15 protein-coding genes and 2 tRNA genes are annotated in these 13,903 nt (G+C 67.7%); 13 read left to right on the top strand and 4 right to left on the bottom strand.

The window, feature by feature from the left end:
- Positions 1–14: 14 nt before the first annotated feature.
- The 8 genes from recF (at position 15) to FE256_RS06665 (ending at position 7,607) form a co-directional block, all read left to right on the top strand.
- Positions 15–1,166 carry a DNA replication/repair protein RecF gene (gene recF / locus FE256_RS06700; protein WP_138174024.1) on the top strand — a complete coding sequence of 384 codons (1,152 nt, stop codon included), beginning with the start codon at positions 15–17 and terminating at the stop codon, positions 1,164–1,166.
- Positions 1,153–1,647, top strand: coding sequence for a DciA family protein (locus tag FE256_RS06695; protein WP_138174022.1), 495 nt, complete (start codon positions 1,153–1,155; stop codon positions 1,645–1,647). The genes recF and FE256_RS06695 overlap by 14 nt, the downstream gene beginning before the upstream one ends.
- A gap of 119 nt (positions 1,648–1,766) precedes the next feature.
- The gene (gene gyrB / locus FE256_RS06690) at positions 1,767–3,800 is read left to right on the top strand and encodes a DNA topoisomerase (ATP-hydrolyzing) subunit B (RefSeq protein WP_138174020.1); all 2,034 of its coding nucleotides are present in this window, start codon (positions 1,767–1,769) and stop codon (positions 3,798–3,800) included.
- A gap of 31 nt (positions 3,801–3,831) precedes the next feature.
- Complete coding sequence (gene gyrA / locus FE256_RS06685) at positions 3,832–6,459, top strand: DNA gyrase subunit A (RefSeq protein WP_138174018.1); 2,628 nt, start codon at positions 3,832–3,834, stop codon at positions 6,457–6,459.
- A complete protein-coding gene (locus FE256_RS06680) occupies positions 6,456–6,860 on the top strand; it encodes a DUF3566 domain-containing protein (protein ID WP_138174016.1) in 405 nt (134 codons plus the stop codon). The genes gyrA and FE256_RS06680 overlap by 4 nt, the downstream gene beginning before the upstream one ends.
- 68 nt (positions 6,861–6,928) lie before the next feature.
- A tRNA-Ile gene (locus FE256_RS06675) sits at positions 6,929–7,002 on the top strand.
- Positions 7,003–7,016: 14 nt separating this feature from the next.
- A tRNA-Ala gene (locus tag FE256_RS06670) sits at positions 7,017–7,089 on the top strand.
- 86 nt (positions 7,090–7,175) lie between these two features.
- Entirely contained in the window at positions 7,176–7,607 is a 432-nt protein-coding gene (locus FE256_RS06665; RefSeq protein WP_138174014.1) for an NUDIX hydrolase, read from the top strand.
- A 6-nt stretch (positions 7,608–7,613) separates the two neighbouring features.
- On the opposite strand, the gene FE256_RS06660 is transcribed toward FE256_RS06665, so the two are convergent.
- Positions 7,614–8,087: an aminoacyl-tRNA deacylase gene (locus FE256_RS06660; protein ID WP_138174012.1), complete on the bottom strand. Its 474-nt coding sequence runs from the start codon at positions 8,085–8,087 to the stop codon at positions 7,614–7,616.
- Complete coding sequence (locus tag FE256_RS06655) at positions 8,084–8,656, bottom strand: DNA helicase (protein WP_138174010.1); 573 nt, start codon at positions 8,654–8,656, stop codon at positions 8,084–8,086. The genes FE256_RS06660 and FE256_RS06655 overlap by 4 nt, the downstream gene beginning before the upstream one ends.
- Before the next feature lie 100 nt (positions 8,657–8,756).
- On the opposite strand from FE256_RS06655, the gene FE256_RS06650 reads away from it, so the two are divergent.
- Both FE256_RS06650 and FE256_RS06645 read left to right on the top strand, forming a co-directional pair.
- The gene (locus FE256_RS06650; RefSeq protein WP_138174008.1) at positions 8,757–9,314 is read left to right on the top strand and encodes a peptidylprolyl isomerase; all 558 of its coding nucleotides are present in this window, start codon (positions 8,757–8,759) and stop codon (positions 9,312–9,314) included.
- 17 nt (positions 9,315–9,331) lie between these two features.
- Positions 9,332–10,261 carry a rhomboid family intramembrane serine protease gene (locus FE256_RS06645; RefSeq protein ID WP_138174006.1) on the top strand — a complete coding sequence of 310 codons (930 nt, stop codon included), beginning with the start codon at positions 9,332–9,334 and terminating at the stop codon, positions 10,259–10,261.
- Positions 10,262–10,322: 61 nt separating this feature from the next.
- On the opposite strand, the gene FE256_RS06640 is transcribed toward FE256_RS06645, so the two are convergent.
- Positions 10,323–10,562, bottom strand: a complete 240-nt coding sequence (locus FE256_RS06640) for a cell division protein CrgA (RefSeq protein ID WP_138174004.1) — start codon at positions 10,560–10,562, stop codon at positions 10,323–10,325.
- A gap of 54 nt (positions 10,563–10,616) precedes the next feature.
- Between FE256_RS06640 and FE256_RS06635 the strand changes: the two genes are divergently transcribed.
- Genes FE256_RS06635 through FE256_RS06625 form a run of 3 tightly spaced genes read left to right on the top strand, consistent with a single transcriptional unit; the run spans position 10,617 to position 12,183 of the window.
- Positions 10,617–11,390 carry a class E sortase gene (locus tag FE256_RS06635; protein WP_138174002.1) on the top strand — a complete coding sequence of 258 codons (774 nt, stop codon included), beginning with the start codon at positions 10,617–10,619 and terminating at the stop codon, positions 11,388–11,390.
- The gene (locus tag FE256_RS06630) at positions 11,390–11,545 is read left to right on the top strand and encodes a DUF4175 domain-containing protein (RefSeq protein ID WP_138174000.1); all 156 of its coding nucleotides are present in this window, start codon (positions 11,390–11,392) and stop codon (positions 11,543–11,545) included. The genes FE256_RS06635 and FE256_RS06630 overlap by 1 nt, the downstream gene beginning before the upstream one ends.
- Entirely contained in the window at positions 11,542–12,183 is a 642-nt protein-coding gene (locus FE256_RS06625; protein WP_138173998.1) for an anthranilate synthase component II, read from the top strand. Before FE256_RS06630 ends, FE256_RS06625 begins: the two co-directional genes overlap by 4 nt.
- Here the strand turns inward: FE256_RS06625 and pknB are convergent.
- Positions 12,165–13,865, bottom strand: coding sequence for a Stk1 family PASTA domain-containing Ser/Thr kinase (pknB, locus tag FE256_RS06620; protein WP_138173996.1), 1,701 nt, complete (start codon positions 13,863–13,865; stop codon positions 12,165–12,167). The genes FE256_RS06625 and pknB overlap by 19 nt on opposite strands.
- Between the last annotated feature and the right edge of the window lie 38 nt (positions 13,866–13,903).

Genomic DNA, 13,903 nt, shown 5'->3' with positions numbered 1-13,903 from the left:
GGTAGTCTGACCCGGTGATCGTGGAGCAGCTCGAACTGACGGACTTCCGCAATTACGCGGCGGCCGGCGTCTCGCTCTCCCCGGGAGCCAATCTCTTCGTCGGGCGTAACGGGCAGGGCAAGACCAACCTCGTCGAGGCCGTCGCCTACCTTGCGACGCTGGGCTCGCACCGCGTCTCGAGCGACGCGCCGATGGTGCGCGATGGAGCGGATGCCGCGATCGTCCGCGCCCGTCTGGCGCACGGTGACCGCAGCGTCCTGCTCGAGCTGCAGCTCAACCGCCAGGGGTCGAACAAAGCGCGGGTCAACGGCGTGAACGTCCGCACCGCCGAGCTGCCCCGGTACGCCCAGGTCGTGCTGTTCGCCCCGGAAGACCTGCAGATCGTGCGCGGTGACCCGTCGTCCCGCCGTCGCTTCGCGGATCAGCTCATCGTGCAGCGGACGCCGCGATTGGCCGGTGTGCTCGCCGACTACGACCGCGTTCTGCGCCAGCGCACCGCGCTGTTGAAGTCCGCCCGCGCGCGGGGGATCCGCGGCGACGCTCTCGGCACCCTCGACGTGTGGGACGACAAGCTCGTCACCCTCGGCACCGAGGTCATCGAGGCCCGGTCGGCGTTGGCATCCGACCTCTCCGCCCCGGTCGCCGAGGCGTACACCGCGATCGCCGGAGCCGATCACGACCCGCGTCTGCGCTGGGCGCTGTCGGTCGGCGGTTCCGACCCGGAAGAGGGCGACGAGGTGACGGTCGGAGCATCGTCCGGTTCGCTCGCCGAGCAGTTCCGGGCCGCACTGGCGGCTCGACGGTCGGCCGAGCTCGAGCGCGGGCTCACGCTCGTGGGACCGCACCGCGACGATCTTGTCCTCGAGGTACGCGGCCTTCCCGTCAAGGGGTACGCCTCGCACGGTGAGTCCTGGTCGGTCGCCCTCGCCCTCCGCCTCGCATCGGCCGAGCTGCTGCGCGCCGAGTCGCGCCTCGGAGACCCCGTGCTCATCCTCGACGACGTCTTCGCCGAGCTCGACGCCGGTCGGCGCACCCGCTTGGCGGAACTCGTCGCCGGCTACGAGCAGGTCATCGTGACGTCGGCCGTCGAAGAAGACGTCCCCGACGGGCTGCGCGCCCACATCGTTCGGGTCGACGCGGGACGGATCCTGGATGCCGATGGCTGACGAATCCGATCTCCCCGAGACGATGGCCACGTATTTGCGCCTGCGAGGTCTCGAGCCCTCGCCGTACCGCAAGAAGAAGCGCCGACGCCGCGCCGACGACGGCGAGAACGCACCATTCACCCCCGGTCGGGATCCCCGCGGTCTCGGCGACGTGCTGTCGGCCTTGACCCATTCGGCCGGGTGGGAGCCGCAGCTCGCCCGTGAAGACTTGGTTCGCACGTGGCACGACGTGGCCGGCGCCGATACGGCCGCGCACACGCGCCCGGTGGCGATGGACGGCGGGACGCTCACCGTCCAGGCCGACTCGACCGCGTGGGCAAAGCAGCTGCAGTTGATGCGCGCGCACATCCTGTCGGAGATCATCCGACGATTCCCCGAGGCGGGGGTCGAGTCGATCCGCTTCATCGGGCCGGACGTCCCCTCTTGGAAATGGGGGACGAGAGCCGTTCCAGGCCGCGGCCCGCGCGATACCTACGGCTAGGCCATGGTCTGTGTCGGCGCGACGCGATTTCTCCCCGCATATGGGCGTACACACCGCGAGAAGAAGCCCCGCGCGGTAAGATGGACGTTCCGACGAATCGATCTGGAGCTCGCGAAGTCATGACGTCCGAAAACCCCGACAGCGTTTCCGAGGAACCCGAGAAGACCAGCCCCAAGGTGACCAACGAGTACGGGGCCGACGCCATCCAGGTGCTCGAGGGTCTCGAAGCGGTCCGCAAGCGTCCCGGCATGTACATCGGCTCGACCGGTGAGCGGGGTCTGCACCACCTCGTGCAAGAGATCGTCGACAACTCCGTCGACGAGGCGCTCGCCGGCTACTGCGACACGATCGATGTCACGATCCTCTCGGACGGCGCCGTCCGCGTGATCGACAACGGTCGTGGCATCCCGGTCGACATGCACCGCACCGAGGGCAAGTCGACCGTCGAGGTCGTCCTGACCGTCCTGCACGCCGGTGGAAAGTTCGGCGGCGGCGGGTACGCCGTCTCGGGTGGTCTGCACGGTGTCGGCTCGTCCGTCGTCAACGCCCTCTCGACGCGCCTCGAGGTCGAGGTCAAGCGTCAGGGCCACGCGTGGCGCCAGTCCTTCCGTGACGGTGGCGTCCCTCTCGCTCCGCTCGAGCAGGCCGAAGAGACCGAAGAGACCGGCACGTCGATCACCTTCTGGCCGGATGCCACGATCTTCGACACCGTCGACTTCGACTACGACACGCTCCGCACGCGCTTCCAGCAGATGGCGTTCCTCAACAAGGGACTTCGCATCAGCCTGCGCGACGAGCGTCCCCAGTCGGTGGTGACCGAGGGCGAGCCCGGCGAAGAGGTCACGCAGGGGCGGCACGACAGCTTCCTCTACGAGCGCGGTCTCGTCGACTACGTCGAACACCTCAACCGCGTACGCAAGGCCGACGTCGTCAACGACGAGGTCATCGAGGTCGAGTCCGAGGACACCGACCGCAAGATCGCGCTCGAGCTCGCGATGCAGTGGACGACGGCGTACACCGAGAACGTCTTCACGTACGCGAACACGATCAACACGCACGAGGGCGGCACGCACGAAGAGGGCTTCCGCGCCGCGCTGACCACGCTCGTCAACCGCTATGCGCGCGCGAACAATCTCCTGAAGGAGAAGGACGACAACCTCACGGGCGAGGACATCCGCGAGGGGCTCACGGCCGTCATCTCGGTCAAGCTGTCGGAGCCGCAGTTCGAGGGCCAGACCAAGACCAAGCTGGGCAACACCGAGGCCCGCGCGTTCGTGCAGAAGGTCGTCGGAGACAAGCTGGGCGACTGGTTCGACCGCAACCCGGGCCAGGCGAAGAACATCATCCGCAAGGCGATCGACGCCGCGACGGCCCGCCTGGCCGCCCGCAAGGCGCGCGAGACCGCTCGTCGCAAGAGCGTGTTCGAGTCCGCCGCGATGCCCGACAAGCTCAAGGACTGCACGTCGAAGGACCCCTCGATCAGCGAGATCTTCCTCGTCGAGGGTGACTCCGCCGGCGGTTCCGCGGTGCAGGGACGCGATCCGCACACGCAGGCGATCCTGGCGCTGCGCGGCAAGATCCTCAACGTCGAGCGCGCGCGTCTCGACCGCGCCCTGGGCAACAAAGAAGTCCAGGCGATGATCCAGGCCTTCGGCACGGGCATCGGCGAGGACTTCGACATGGCCAAGGCGCGGTATCACAAGATCGTGCTGATGGCCGATGCCGACGTCGACGGCCAGCACATCACGACGCTGCTGCTGACGCTGCTGTTCCGCTACATGCGCGGACTCATCGAGGCCGGGTACGTCTACCTCGCGCAGCCGCCGCTGTACCGCTTGAAGTGGTCGAACCACCCCCACGAGTACGCCTACAGCGACCGGGAGCGCGACGCGATGCTGGTCGATGGGCAGGCCTCGGGCCGTCGTATCCCCAAAGACAATGGCATCCAGCGCTACAAGGGTCTCGGCGAGATGAACGACCACGAACTGTGGGAGACCACGATGGACCCCGAGACCCGCACGCTCAAGCAGGTCACGATCGACGACGCGGCCGCGGCCGACGAGATCTTCTCGGTCCTCATGGGCGAAGACGTCGAGTCGCGTCGCAGCTTCATCCAGCGCAACGCCAAAGACGTCCGCTTCCTCGACATCTGATCCGGTCGACTCGATACGAAACTGAGAATCCATGGCTGACGACACCACTCCCGAGCCCGCCGACGCGCGCGAGGACGCCGCACACAACCACGGCAAGATCGACCAGGTCGACCTCCAGCTCGAGATGCAGCGGAGCTACCTCGACTACGCGATGAGCGTCATCGTCGGGCGCGCGCTGCCCGACGTGCGCGACGGACTCAAGCCCGTCCACCGCCGAGTGATCTACGGCATGTACGACGGCGGCTTCCGCCCCGACAAGTCGTTCTCGAAGTGCGCGCGCGTCGTCGGCGAGGTCATGGGGCACTACCACCCGCACGGTGACGCCCCGATCTACGACGCCCTCGTGCGTCTTGTGCAGCCGTGGTCGCTGCGCTACCCGTTGGCTCTCGGCCAGGGCAACTTCGGTTCGCCCGGCAACCAGGGCGCCGCCGCCCCGCGGTACACCGAGACGAAGATGGCTCCCCTCGCGCTCGAGATGGTGCGCGACATCGAAGAAGAGACCGTCGACTTCGAGGACAACTACGACGGCCAGACGCAGGAGCCCACGGTCCTGCCGTCGCGCTTCCCGAACCTCCTCGTCAACGGCTCCGTCGGTATCGCGGTCGGTATGGCGACCAACATCCCGCCGCACAACCTGCGCGAGGTCTCCGCCGGCGCCCTGTGGGCCCTCGAGAACCCGGATGCCACCCGCGAAGAGCTGCTCGAGGCGCTCATGGAGCGCATCCCCGGGCCCGACTTTCCGACCCACGCCCAGATCCTCGGCACGCGGGGCATCAAGGAGGCCTACCGGACCGGTCGTGGATCCATCACGATGCGGGCCGTGGTCAACATCGAAGAGATCCAGGGCCGCACGTGCCTCGTGATCACCGAGCTGCCGTACCAGGTCAACCCCGACAACGTCGCGGTGAAGATCGGTGATCTCGCCCGTGAGGGCAAGATCACCGGCATCGCCGACATCCGTGACGAGACCTCGGGCCGCACCGGCCAGCGCCTCGTCATCGTGCTCAAGCGCGACGCGGTCGCCAAGGTCGTCCTGAACAACCTGTACAAGCACACGCAGCTGCAGGAGAACTTCGGCGCCAACATGCTGGCCATCGTCGACGGTGTGCCGCGCACGCTCTCGCTCGACGGCTTCATCAGCCTGTGGATCGACCACCAGGTCGAGGTCATCGTCCGGCGTACGCGCTACCGTCTGCGCAAGGCCGAAGAGCGCATGCACATCCTGCGCGGATACCTCAAGGCGCTCGACGCCCTCGACGAGGTCATCGCCCTCATCCGTCGCTCGCCGACGGCCCAGGATGCCAATGAGGGCCTGCAGAAGCTCCTCGACATCGACGACATCCAGGCGCAGGCCATCCTCGACATGCAGCTGCGTCGCCTGGCGGCCCTCGAGCGGCAGAAGATCGTCGACGAGGCGCAGGAGCTCGAAGCCCGCATCGCCGACTACAACGACATCCTCGCCACCCCCGGCCGCCAGCGCACGATCATCCGCGACGAGCTCACGGCGATCGTCGACCGCTTCGGCGACGACCGGCGCACCGAGATCCTGCACGGCTTCGACGGCGACGTGTCGATCGAAGACCTCATCGCCGAAGAAGAGATGGTCATCACGGTCACCCGCGACGGCTACATCAAGCGCACGCGCAGCGACAACTACCGTTCGCAGCACCGCGGCGGCAAGGGCGTGAAGGGTGCGCAGCTGCGCGCCGACGACGTCGTCGAGCACTTCTTCGTCACGACGACGCACCACTGGCTGTTGTTCTTCACGAACAAGGGTCGCGTCTACCGCTCGAAGGCCTATGAGGTCCCCGAGGCGGGTCGGGATGCCAAGGGCCAGCACGTCGCGAACCTCCTCGCGCTGCAGCCGGACGAAGAGATCGCCCAGATCCTCGACATCCGCGACTACACCGTCGCGACGTACCTCGTCCTGGCCACGCGTGCGGGACTGGTGAAGAAGACGCGCCTCACCGAGTACGACACCAACCGTCAGGGCGGTGTCATCGCGATCAAGCTGCGCGGTCAGGCCTCGGACGACGGTGACGACACCGAGCCCGGTGCCGCGGACGAGCTCGTGAGCGCTCTGCTGGTGGACGAGGGCGACGACATCCTCCTCATCAGCCGCCTCGGCATGTCCCTGCGCTTCTCGGCCACCGACAGCGCGCTGCGCCCGATGGGCCGGTCGACGTCGGGTGTGAAGGGCATGGACTTCCGTGCCGGCGACAGCTTGCTCTCGGCATCCGTTGCCAAGGACGACGAGTTCGTCTTCATCGTGACCGAGGGCGGGTACGCCAAGCGCACGTCCGTCACCGAATACCGCATGCAGAACCGTGGTGGACTGGGCATCAAGGTGGCCCGTCTGACCGAGGATCGCGGTGTTCTCGCGGGCGGAATGATGGTCTCCGAGGGTGATGAGGTCCTTGTGGTTCTTGCCAGCGGCAAGGTGGTACGCTCCTCCGTGGCCGAGGTGCCCGCTAAGGGACGCGACACCATGGGCGTCGTGTTCGCTCGCGCCGGAGGCGATGACCGCATCATCGCGATCGCGAGGAACAGCGAGCGGAACCTGGCCGAGACGACGGAGACGACAACCGATCCGGCAGCAGACGACGCCGCCGAGACCGCCTCCTCTTCCGAGACCCCCGAGGAAAGTACTGACGCATGAGCACGGTAGCCGACAAGCTGGCCAAGAAGTCGACGCACAAGACCTCCGCGAAGCAGGTGCGCCTGCGCCTGGTGTACATCGACTTCTGGTCGGCCGTGAAGCTGTCGTTCCTGGCTGCTGTGGCAATCGCCGTGGTCACGGTCGTGTCGTATTTCCTGATCTACCTCGTCGTGAGCGCGACCGGACTCATCGTCAAGGCCGACGAGTTCTTCGCGAGCTTCACGGACGGCAGCGCGACGCTGTCGCAGTACGTCGGACTGCCGCAGGTGATGGCGTTCGCCGCGATCGTGGCGATCCTCAACCTCATCGTCGTGACCGTGATGGGCGCCGTCGTCGCCGGCATCTACAACCTCGCGGTCAAGGTCACGGGCGGCTTGCTCGTGGGCTTCACCTCCAACTGACGCCGATTCGGAAAAACCTCGGGATTCAGGTAAAGTCTTCGAGGTTGACGACGTTACGTCAGCGAGACGGGGCTATAGCTCAGGCGGTTAGAGCGCTTCACTGATAATGAAGAGGTCCCAGGTTCAAGTCCTGGTAGCCCCACCCGTTCCCTTCCCGGGGCCTTAGCTCAGCTGGTAGAGCGCCTGCTTTGCAAGCAGGATGTCAGGAGTTCGAATCTCCTAGGCTCCACAATTTCTCCCCGAAGAGTCGGCCTCGGCCGATTCTTTCGCTTTTCGGCCCACGGCGTCGCAGTCGGCGCGGCTAGGGTGATCGCAATGGACATGCGAGTCGCCGCCTACGCCGTCGTCACCGACGCCGACGACCGTGTCCTGCTCGCCCACTGGGTCGAGGGGCGTCGCGCCGCCTGGACCCTGCCCGGCGGTGGCCTGGAGGCGGGCGAGGACCCGGAGCGCGCGGTGCGCCGTGAGGTGCGCGAAGAGACCGGATTCCGTGTCATGGTCGACGAGCTTCTCGGCATCCACTCGCGGGTGATCCCGGCCGAGGCGCGCCTCTCCGACGACCGGAGCGGGCCGTTGCACGCCCTCCGTATCGTCTACCGCGCCCATGTCGTCGGCGGACGCCTCCGCAACGAGGTCGACGGGTCGACCGATCGAGCGGAGTGGTTCTCGCTCACGGCCGTGCGCAAACTGCGTCGCGTCCAGCTGGTGGACATCGCCTTCAAGATGGCGGGGCTGCAGCGAACCTGAGGAAGCTCAGTCCCGGGTCGAGGTGATGTCGGCCACGGTCGCGTCGTAGGCCCGGATGAGTTCGTCGGCGTCGACGAAGAGGCTGTAGCCGTGTGCGCCGGCGCCCATCGCGATGCGGCGTCCGACGATGCTCTCGTCGGCATACACGGGCCAGTCCGTCGAGCTGCCGATGGGGACGATCGTGCCGCGCTCGTACCCGGTGGCGGCCAGGGCCAGCTCGGGCTCGGGGAGCCGCAGCTTGTTGACGCCGACCACCGCCCGTAGCTTCGGCCACGAGATGACGCGGTCACCGGGCACGAGGGCGAAGAGGAACGTGTCGTCGGAACGCTTCACGACGAGCGTCTTGACGATGTCGTCGGGACGGATGCCGAGCAGGGCCGCCGCGTCGTCGAGCGAGGCCGCGGCGGGGCGCTCCCGCACATCGACAGAGAGGCCGCGCTCGCGCGCGGCCTCTCGGACTCTGATGGTGGGATCGCTCACGCGTCGGGAGCGCGGAGCGGGTCGTCGGCCACCCACAGCTCGTCGTCGGCGCGCAGGGTCTGCCAGGCGGCGTACGCGACGCCCACGGCAGCGGCGACGCCGAGGAGGATGGCGATGACGCCACCGGCACCGATGCCGTCGTTCTGCTTCGGGAGCTTGGCGGCGAGCTTCTTGCTGGCCTTCTTGCCGTATTTCTCGGCGCGCTTGGCGTACTTGTGCGTGTCGAGTTCGAACCCGCGCCCCTTGGCCAGGCGGTCGCGGGTGTCGCCCGCGGCATCCCAGACCGACATCGCTCCACCGACGACGGCACCCGCTGCGGGGATCACCTTGCCGCTGAGGAAGCGGTTGGCGGAGGTCACGCTCTTGTCGACGTACGGCGCAGCGTACTTCTCGTATCCGTCCTGGACGGTGGGAACGAGGTCTTCACGGCTGAAGCGACCGAGCTGGCGACCGGCTTCGCGGGCCACCTTTCCGCTCTCGCCCAGCAGAACCTGCTGGGACTCCCACACCTTCGCGGCGTGTTTCTGGAGCTTGCGCAGTTCCTTCTTGCTCTTGCGGCTGAGGCCCACGGCTTCATCCTCCCTGTCGATGGGATGTACGCCCTTCATCTTGCCAGAACAGGGCTCTCCGTCCGCCGACCCTTGCAGATAACTCTGAGAGAATGTACCTATGGCTTCCCACACCGCCGTCGCGACCCTGCACACCAACCACGGCGACATCGTCGTCAACCTGTTCGGCGACCACGCTCCCCGGACCGTCCGCAACTTCGTCGGCCTCGCCGACGGGTCCCAGGAATGGACCAACCCCGCCACCGGCGCCAAGGGTGAGGGTCCGCTCTACTCGAACGTCGTGTTCCACCGCATCATCCCCGGCTTCATGATCCAGGGTGGCGACCCGCTCGGCCAGGGCGTCGGCGGTCCCGGCTACACGTTCAACGACGAGATCCACCCCGAGCTCGACTTCTCGGCGCCCTACAAGCTCGCGATGGCGAACGCGGGCCTGCGTCGCAACGCGATCACCGGTCAGCCCGAGGGCACGAACGGCTCGCAGTTCTTCATCACCACCGACCCGACTCCCTGGCTGCAGGGCAAGCACACGATCTTCGGCGAGGTCGCCGATGACGCCTCCAAGAAGGTCGTCGACGCTCTCAGCAAGGTTCCCACGGCCGCCGGCGACCGTCCCATCGAGCCGGTCGTGCTCGAGTCGGTCGACATCGTCGCCGTCTGACCCTCGGGCGGCGGCGGGTGTCTACGACCGAGGAGTTCCGTCGCAACGGCGATAACTTCTGTTACCGGCATCCCGACCGGCAGAGCTTCGTCCTCTGCCAGCGGTGTCTGCGCACGGTTTGCCCTGACTGTCGGACACCCGCTGCCGTCGGTGTCATCTGCCCGGAGTGCCTGGCCCAGCAGCGGGCCTCCGAGACCCCGGCCCAGAAGAAGGCCCAGCGGCGATGGTCGCGATCGCGGCCGGTCGCGGTCGTGGCCTCGGGTCGCCCCACGGCGACGCTGGCCATCATCGCGATCACGGGCCTGGCCTACATCATCGGGCTGATCCCGGGCGTCGGGGGCATCCTCACGAACGCGCTGGGGTTCTCCGCGCTCTATCTGGTCCCCCAGTTCGGGCCCATCGAGCCCTGGCGGCTTCTCACCGCCGCCCTCGTGCACTCGGGGTTCTTCCACGTCGGCCTGAACATGCTGGTGTTGTGGTTGATCGGCCGAAACCTCGAGCCGCTGCTCGGACGCTGGCGGTTCGTCGCGCTTTATGTTCTGGGAGCGCTGGGCGGGTCCGTCGCCGTGGCGCTGCTCGCACCGTCCACGTTCGTGGTCGGCGCCTCGGGAGCGATCTTCGCGCTCTTCGGTGCGCTGCTCGTGATCGGCCGCCACATCGGAGCCGACATCCGGGTCATCGCGATCCTCATCGGGATCAACTTCGCCTGGCCGTTCGTCGTCGCCCTCGTCACGTCGCTCGCTACCGGCAACTTCATCGCCGCGCTCAACAACGTGGGCGTCTCGTGGCAGGCGCACCTCGGCGGACTGGTCGTGGGAGCGCTGGTCGGGCTGATCTACGCTCGCACGCGACTCGCTCGCCAGCGGTCGGTGCAGATCGGCTTGCTCGTGGTGCTCACCGTCGCACTGTTCGCGCTTCTGGCGATCCCGGCCCTGGTCTACTACTAAGAGTTATCCACAGGTTCATCCACAGGTGGGGATGAATTACACGAGTGTAAGTCGGGTGATCTCAGCGCCAGCGCGTGGTCATCAGGAAGCCGACGAAGGCGATTCCGAAACCGATCACGAGGTTCCACGCCCCGATACCGGGGATGGGGAACTGCGAGTTGCTCAGGTAGAAGACGAGGACCCATACCAAGCCGATGAGCATGAGGCCGATCATGATCGGCAGGAACCACACCGGGTTGGGCGTGGATCCGCTCTCGTTGCGCTCAGCGATCGGGTCTTCGCCGTTGCCAGTACGTGCCATGCCGGTCAGTCTAACGGGCCGGTCGTGCTCCACCCGCGGAACTAGACTCGGCTCGTGTCCACCGCTGACCAGCCCCTCACACGACGCGGCTCTCGCCGGCGTCCGCCGCGCCGGCGTCGTGTCACGGTGCTGGGGGTGCTCGGCGATCTGCTGCTCACCGCCGGGGTCCTCGTGCTGTTGTTCGTCGCGTGGCAACTGTGGATCGGCGACGCCATCATCGGTGCGAAGTTCAAGAGCGAGGCCGACTCGCTGACGCAGGAATGGGCGTCCGCCCCGGCGACGCCCGCTCCCACTCCGGATGCCGATGCCCCCGGCCCCGAGGAGCCCCCTGCCCTTGCGCAGCCCGGGAACGGCGAGGTCTTCGGCGTTCTGCGCATTCCGCGGCTCGGACCCGATTACCAGTTCAAGCTCGCCGGCGGGGTCAGCGCGGCGGTCACCCTCGATCCCATCGGAATCGGCCACTACCCCGACACGGCCATGCCCGGTCAGACGGGGAACTTCGCGATCGCGGGCCACCGCGGCAGTCACGGGGCTCCGTTCGCCGACCTCCCCTCCCTTCGCGTCGGCGACTCCGTCGTCGTGGAGACGCCCGACGGCTGGTACACGTACCGCTTCCGCAACCTCGAGTACGTGCGTCCCGACGGAGTGCAGGTCCTGCTGCCGGTTCCGCAGGCACCGGAAGTCCTTGCCACTGACAAGGTGATCACGATGACCACATGCAGCCCGCGATACGGCTTCTCGGAGCGCGCCATCGCGTACGGCGTCTTCGACTCGTTCACTCCTCGCGCGGATGGACCGCCCGCGTCACTCACCGAGGGAGCAGCCTGATGTACGGAGCCCTCTGGCGCATTCTCCCCGGACCCTGGTGGGTGCGCCTGCTGATCGTGCTCGTGCTGGCCGCGGCGGTGCTCTACGGGCTCTTCTTCTACGTCTTCCCGTGGGTGAGTGACATCGTCTATCCACAGGAGGTCACGGTCGAGTGAGCTTCCGGGTGGTCGTCGTCGACAACCGCGACAGCTTCGTCCACATCCTCGCCGGCTATCTCACCGACCTGGGGGCCGAGGTCGCTCTACGACCGGCCGTCGGACTCGATCCCGCGACCGAGGTGGGGAGCGCTGACGCGATCCTGGTCTCACCCGGACCCGGCCACCCCCGGGATGCCGGCGCTTCGGTCGATGTGATCCTCGAGGCGCACGCGCGTGGCATCCCTCTCCTCGGCGTGTGTCTCGGGCACCAGGCCCTCGCGGTCGCGTTCGGTGCACGCGTGTCGCGCGCACCCGAACTGCTGCACGGGATCACCAGCCGGATCCACCACGACGGGAACGGGGTGTTCGCGGGTCTGGCCGACGGGTTCGAGGCCACGCGCTATCACTCGCTCGCCGTCGACCCCGACACCGTTCCGGACGATCTGGCCGTGACCGCCCGCAGTGAATCCGGTGTCATCATGGGCCTCGCGCATCGCACGGCGCCCTTGACGGGCGTGCAGTTCCACCCCGAGAGCGTGCTCACCGACGGTGGTCACACGCTGCTGGGGACGTGGCTCGAGGATGCCGGGCTGCGCGGGGCGGCGGAGACGGGGCGCCGCCTCCACCCCCGCCGGAATCAGGAGCCGGTGCAGTAGGTCAGCGTGATCTCGCTGTGCACGGGCACCTCGCCCGGAGCAAGCGACTGCGTGGTGACGAGCGACGGCGTCGTGGCGCGGCATCCCGGGTCCTCCTGGGTGCGCACGGTCAGCTGCTTCTCCGTCGACTCGAGCTCGCGCTTGGCAACGTCGACGGGATAGTCCTTGTAGTTGACGATCACCACGGTGCCGCTGGCGACCACGAGGTTCACCGTCGTGCCCTTGGCCACCTCGGTCTCGGATGCCACGCTCGCCGACATCACGACGCCCGAGGCCAGCGCCGGATCCGGTTTGCGCTGCACGAGACCGAGCGAGAGTCCCGCCGATTCCAGGGCGGCACGCGCCTCGGACTCGGTGATGCCCTCGAGGGTGGGCACGGTGGCGGTGTCGGCCCCCGAGGACACGTACACCGTCACCTGCTGGCCTGCCGCCACCGACGTATCGGCACTCGGCGTCGTCCGGATGACGTTACCGGCGGCGATGGAGCCGTTGGACTCATCGACACGTTTGGCGAACAGGTCTTCCTTCTCGAGCGTCTCCACGGCGCGGTCGTACGACATGTCGACGACGTCGGGGATCGTGCGTCCGGCGGAGGGCACATCGTTGGACGGCTGGATCTGCACCACCCACAGCAGCACCGAGACCAGCAGCACGGCCAGGACCGCCACACCCGCCCAGATCCAGGCAACCGGAGGGCCGGGCTGGGTGCGCCGCATCGTCGTGTCGGTGCTGAGCTGACGCAACGATCGCGCCGTCTCGGCCGCCTGGCGCGGGTTGGGTCCGTACAGCTCGTTCGACAGCGCCGACATCTGGCGCTTGGTCGGCTCCTTGCCCTCGACCGTGGCATCCAGGTCTTCGCGGAAACCGGCCGCGTCCTGGGGACGCTGGAACGGATCCTTCGCGAGGGCGCGGAGTACGACGGCGTCGAGCGCACGCGGCACCGACTCGTTGAGGTCGCTGGGCGGAACCGGCGCCTCACTGACGTGCTGGTAGGCCACGGCGACGGGGGTGTCGCCACGGAACGGCGGGCGGCCGGTGAGGAGCTCGTACAGCACGACTCCGGTGGAGTACAGATCGGCTCGTGCGTCGACCGACTCGCCCTTCGCCTGCTCGGGGGAGAAGTACGCGGCGGTCCCGACGATCGCCGTCGTCTCGGCGACGGTGGAGGAGGAGTCCGACACCGCGCGCGCGATGCCGAAGTCCATCACCTTGATGCGTCCCGAATCGGTGATCATGACGTTGCCCGGCTTGATGTCGCGGTGCACGACGCCGGCCCGATGCGAGTACTCCAGGGCCTCCAGGATGCCGTCGACGTAGCGCAGGGACTCGTCGATGGGCACGGGCCCGGCGGCGATGACGTCCTTCAGCAGCTTGCCGTGGACCAGCTCCATCACGATGTACGGCACCGGGTGCTCGTGCCCGTCGGCACCGACCTCGACGTCTTCTCCCGCATCGAAGACCCGGACGATCGTGGGGTGGGCCATGCGGGAGGCGGCCTGGGCCTCGAGACGGAACCGCGTCCGGAACGCGGCGTCGCCGGCGAGGTCGGCCTTCAGGATCTTGATCGCCACCGTGCGCCCGAGCGTCTGATCGTAGCCACGGTAGACGCTGGCCATACCGCCGCGACCGATGAGGTCGTCGACGCGGTAGCGCCCGGAAAGGACGCGCGTCTCAGTGGTCACGGTGGGAACTCCTGGAGGGGTGGGGGGATGAGAGGGGC

Source organism: Microbacterium sp. 5K110, from assembly GCF_005774735.1.
GTDB lineage: Bacteria > Actinomycetota > Actinomycetes > Actinomycetales > Microbacteriaceae > Microbacterium.
This window is presented reverse-complemented; position numbering and strand designations above follow the sequence as displayed.

Excerpts from the sequence above, each read along its gene's own strand:
- FE256_RS06630 (WP_138174000.1), top strand. The coding sequence starts at position 11,390 with ATGTACGGAGCCCTCTGGCGCATTCTCCCCGGACCCTGGTGGGTGCGC.
- gyrA (WP_138174018.1), top strand. The coding sequence starts at position 3,832 with ATGGCTGACGACACCACTCCCGAGCCCGCCGACGCGCGCGAGGACGCC.
- FE256_RS06650 (WP_138174008.1), top strand. The coding sequence starts at position 8,757 with ATGGCTTCCCACACCGCCGTCGCGACCCTGCACACCAACCACGGCGAC.
- FE256_RS06665 (WP_138174014.1), top strand. The coding sequence starts at position 7,176 with ATGGACATGCGAGTCGCCGCCTACGCCGTCGTCACCGACGCCGACGAC.
- FE256_RS06640 (WP_138174004.1), bottom strand. The coding sequence starts at position 10,562 with ATGGCACGTACTGGCAACGGCGAAGACCCGATCGCTGAGCGCAACGAG.
- FE256_RS06680 (WP_138174016.1), top strand. The coding sequence starts at position 6,456 with ATGAGCACGGTAGCCGACAAGCTGGCCAAGAAGTCGACGCACAAGACC.
- FE256_RS06695 (WP_138174022.1), top strand. The coding sequence starts at position 1,153 with ATGCCGATGGCTGACGAATCCGATCTCCCCGAGACGATGGCCACGTAT.
- gyrB (WP_138174020.1), top strand. The coding sequence starts at position 1,767 with ATGACGTCCGAAAACCCCGACAGCGTTTCCGAGGAACCCGAGAAGACC.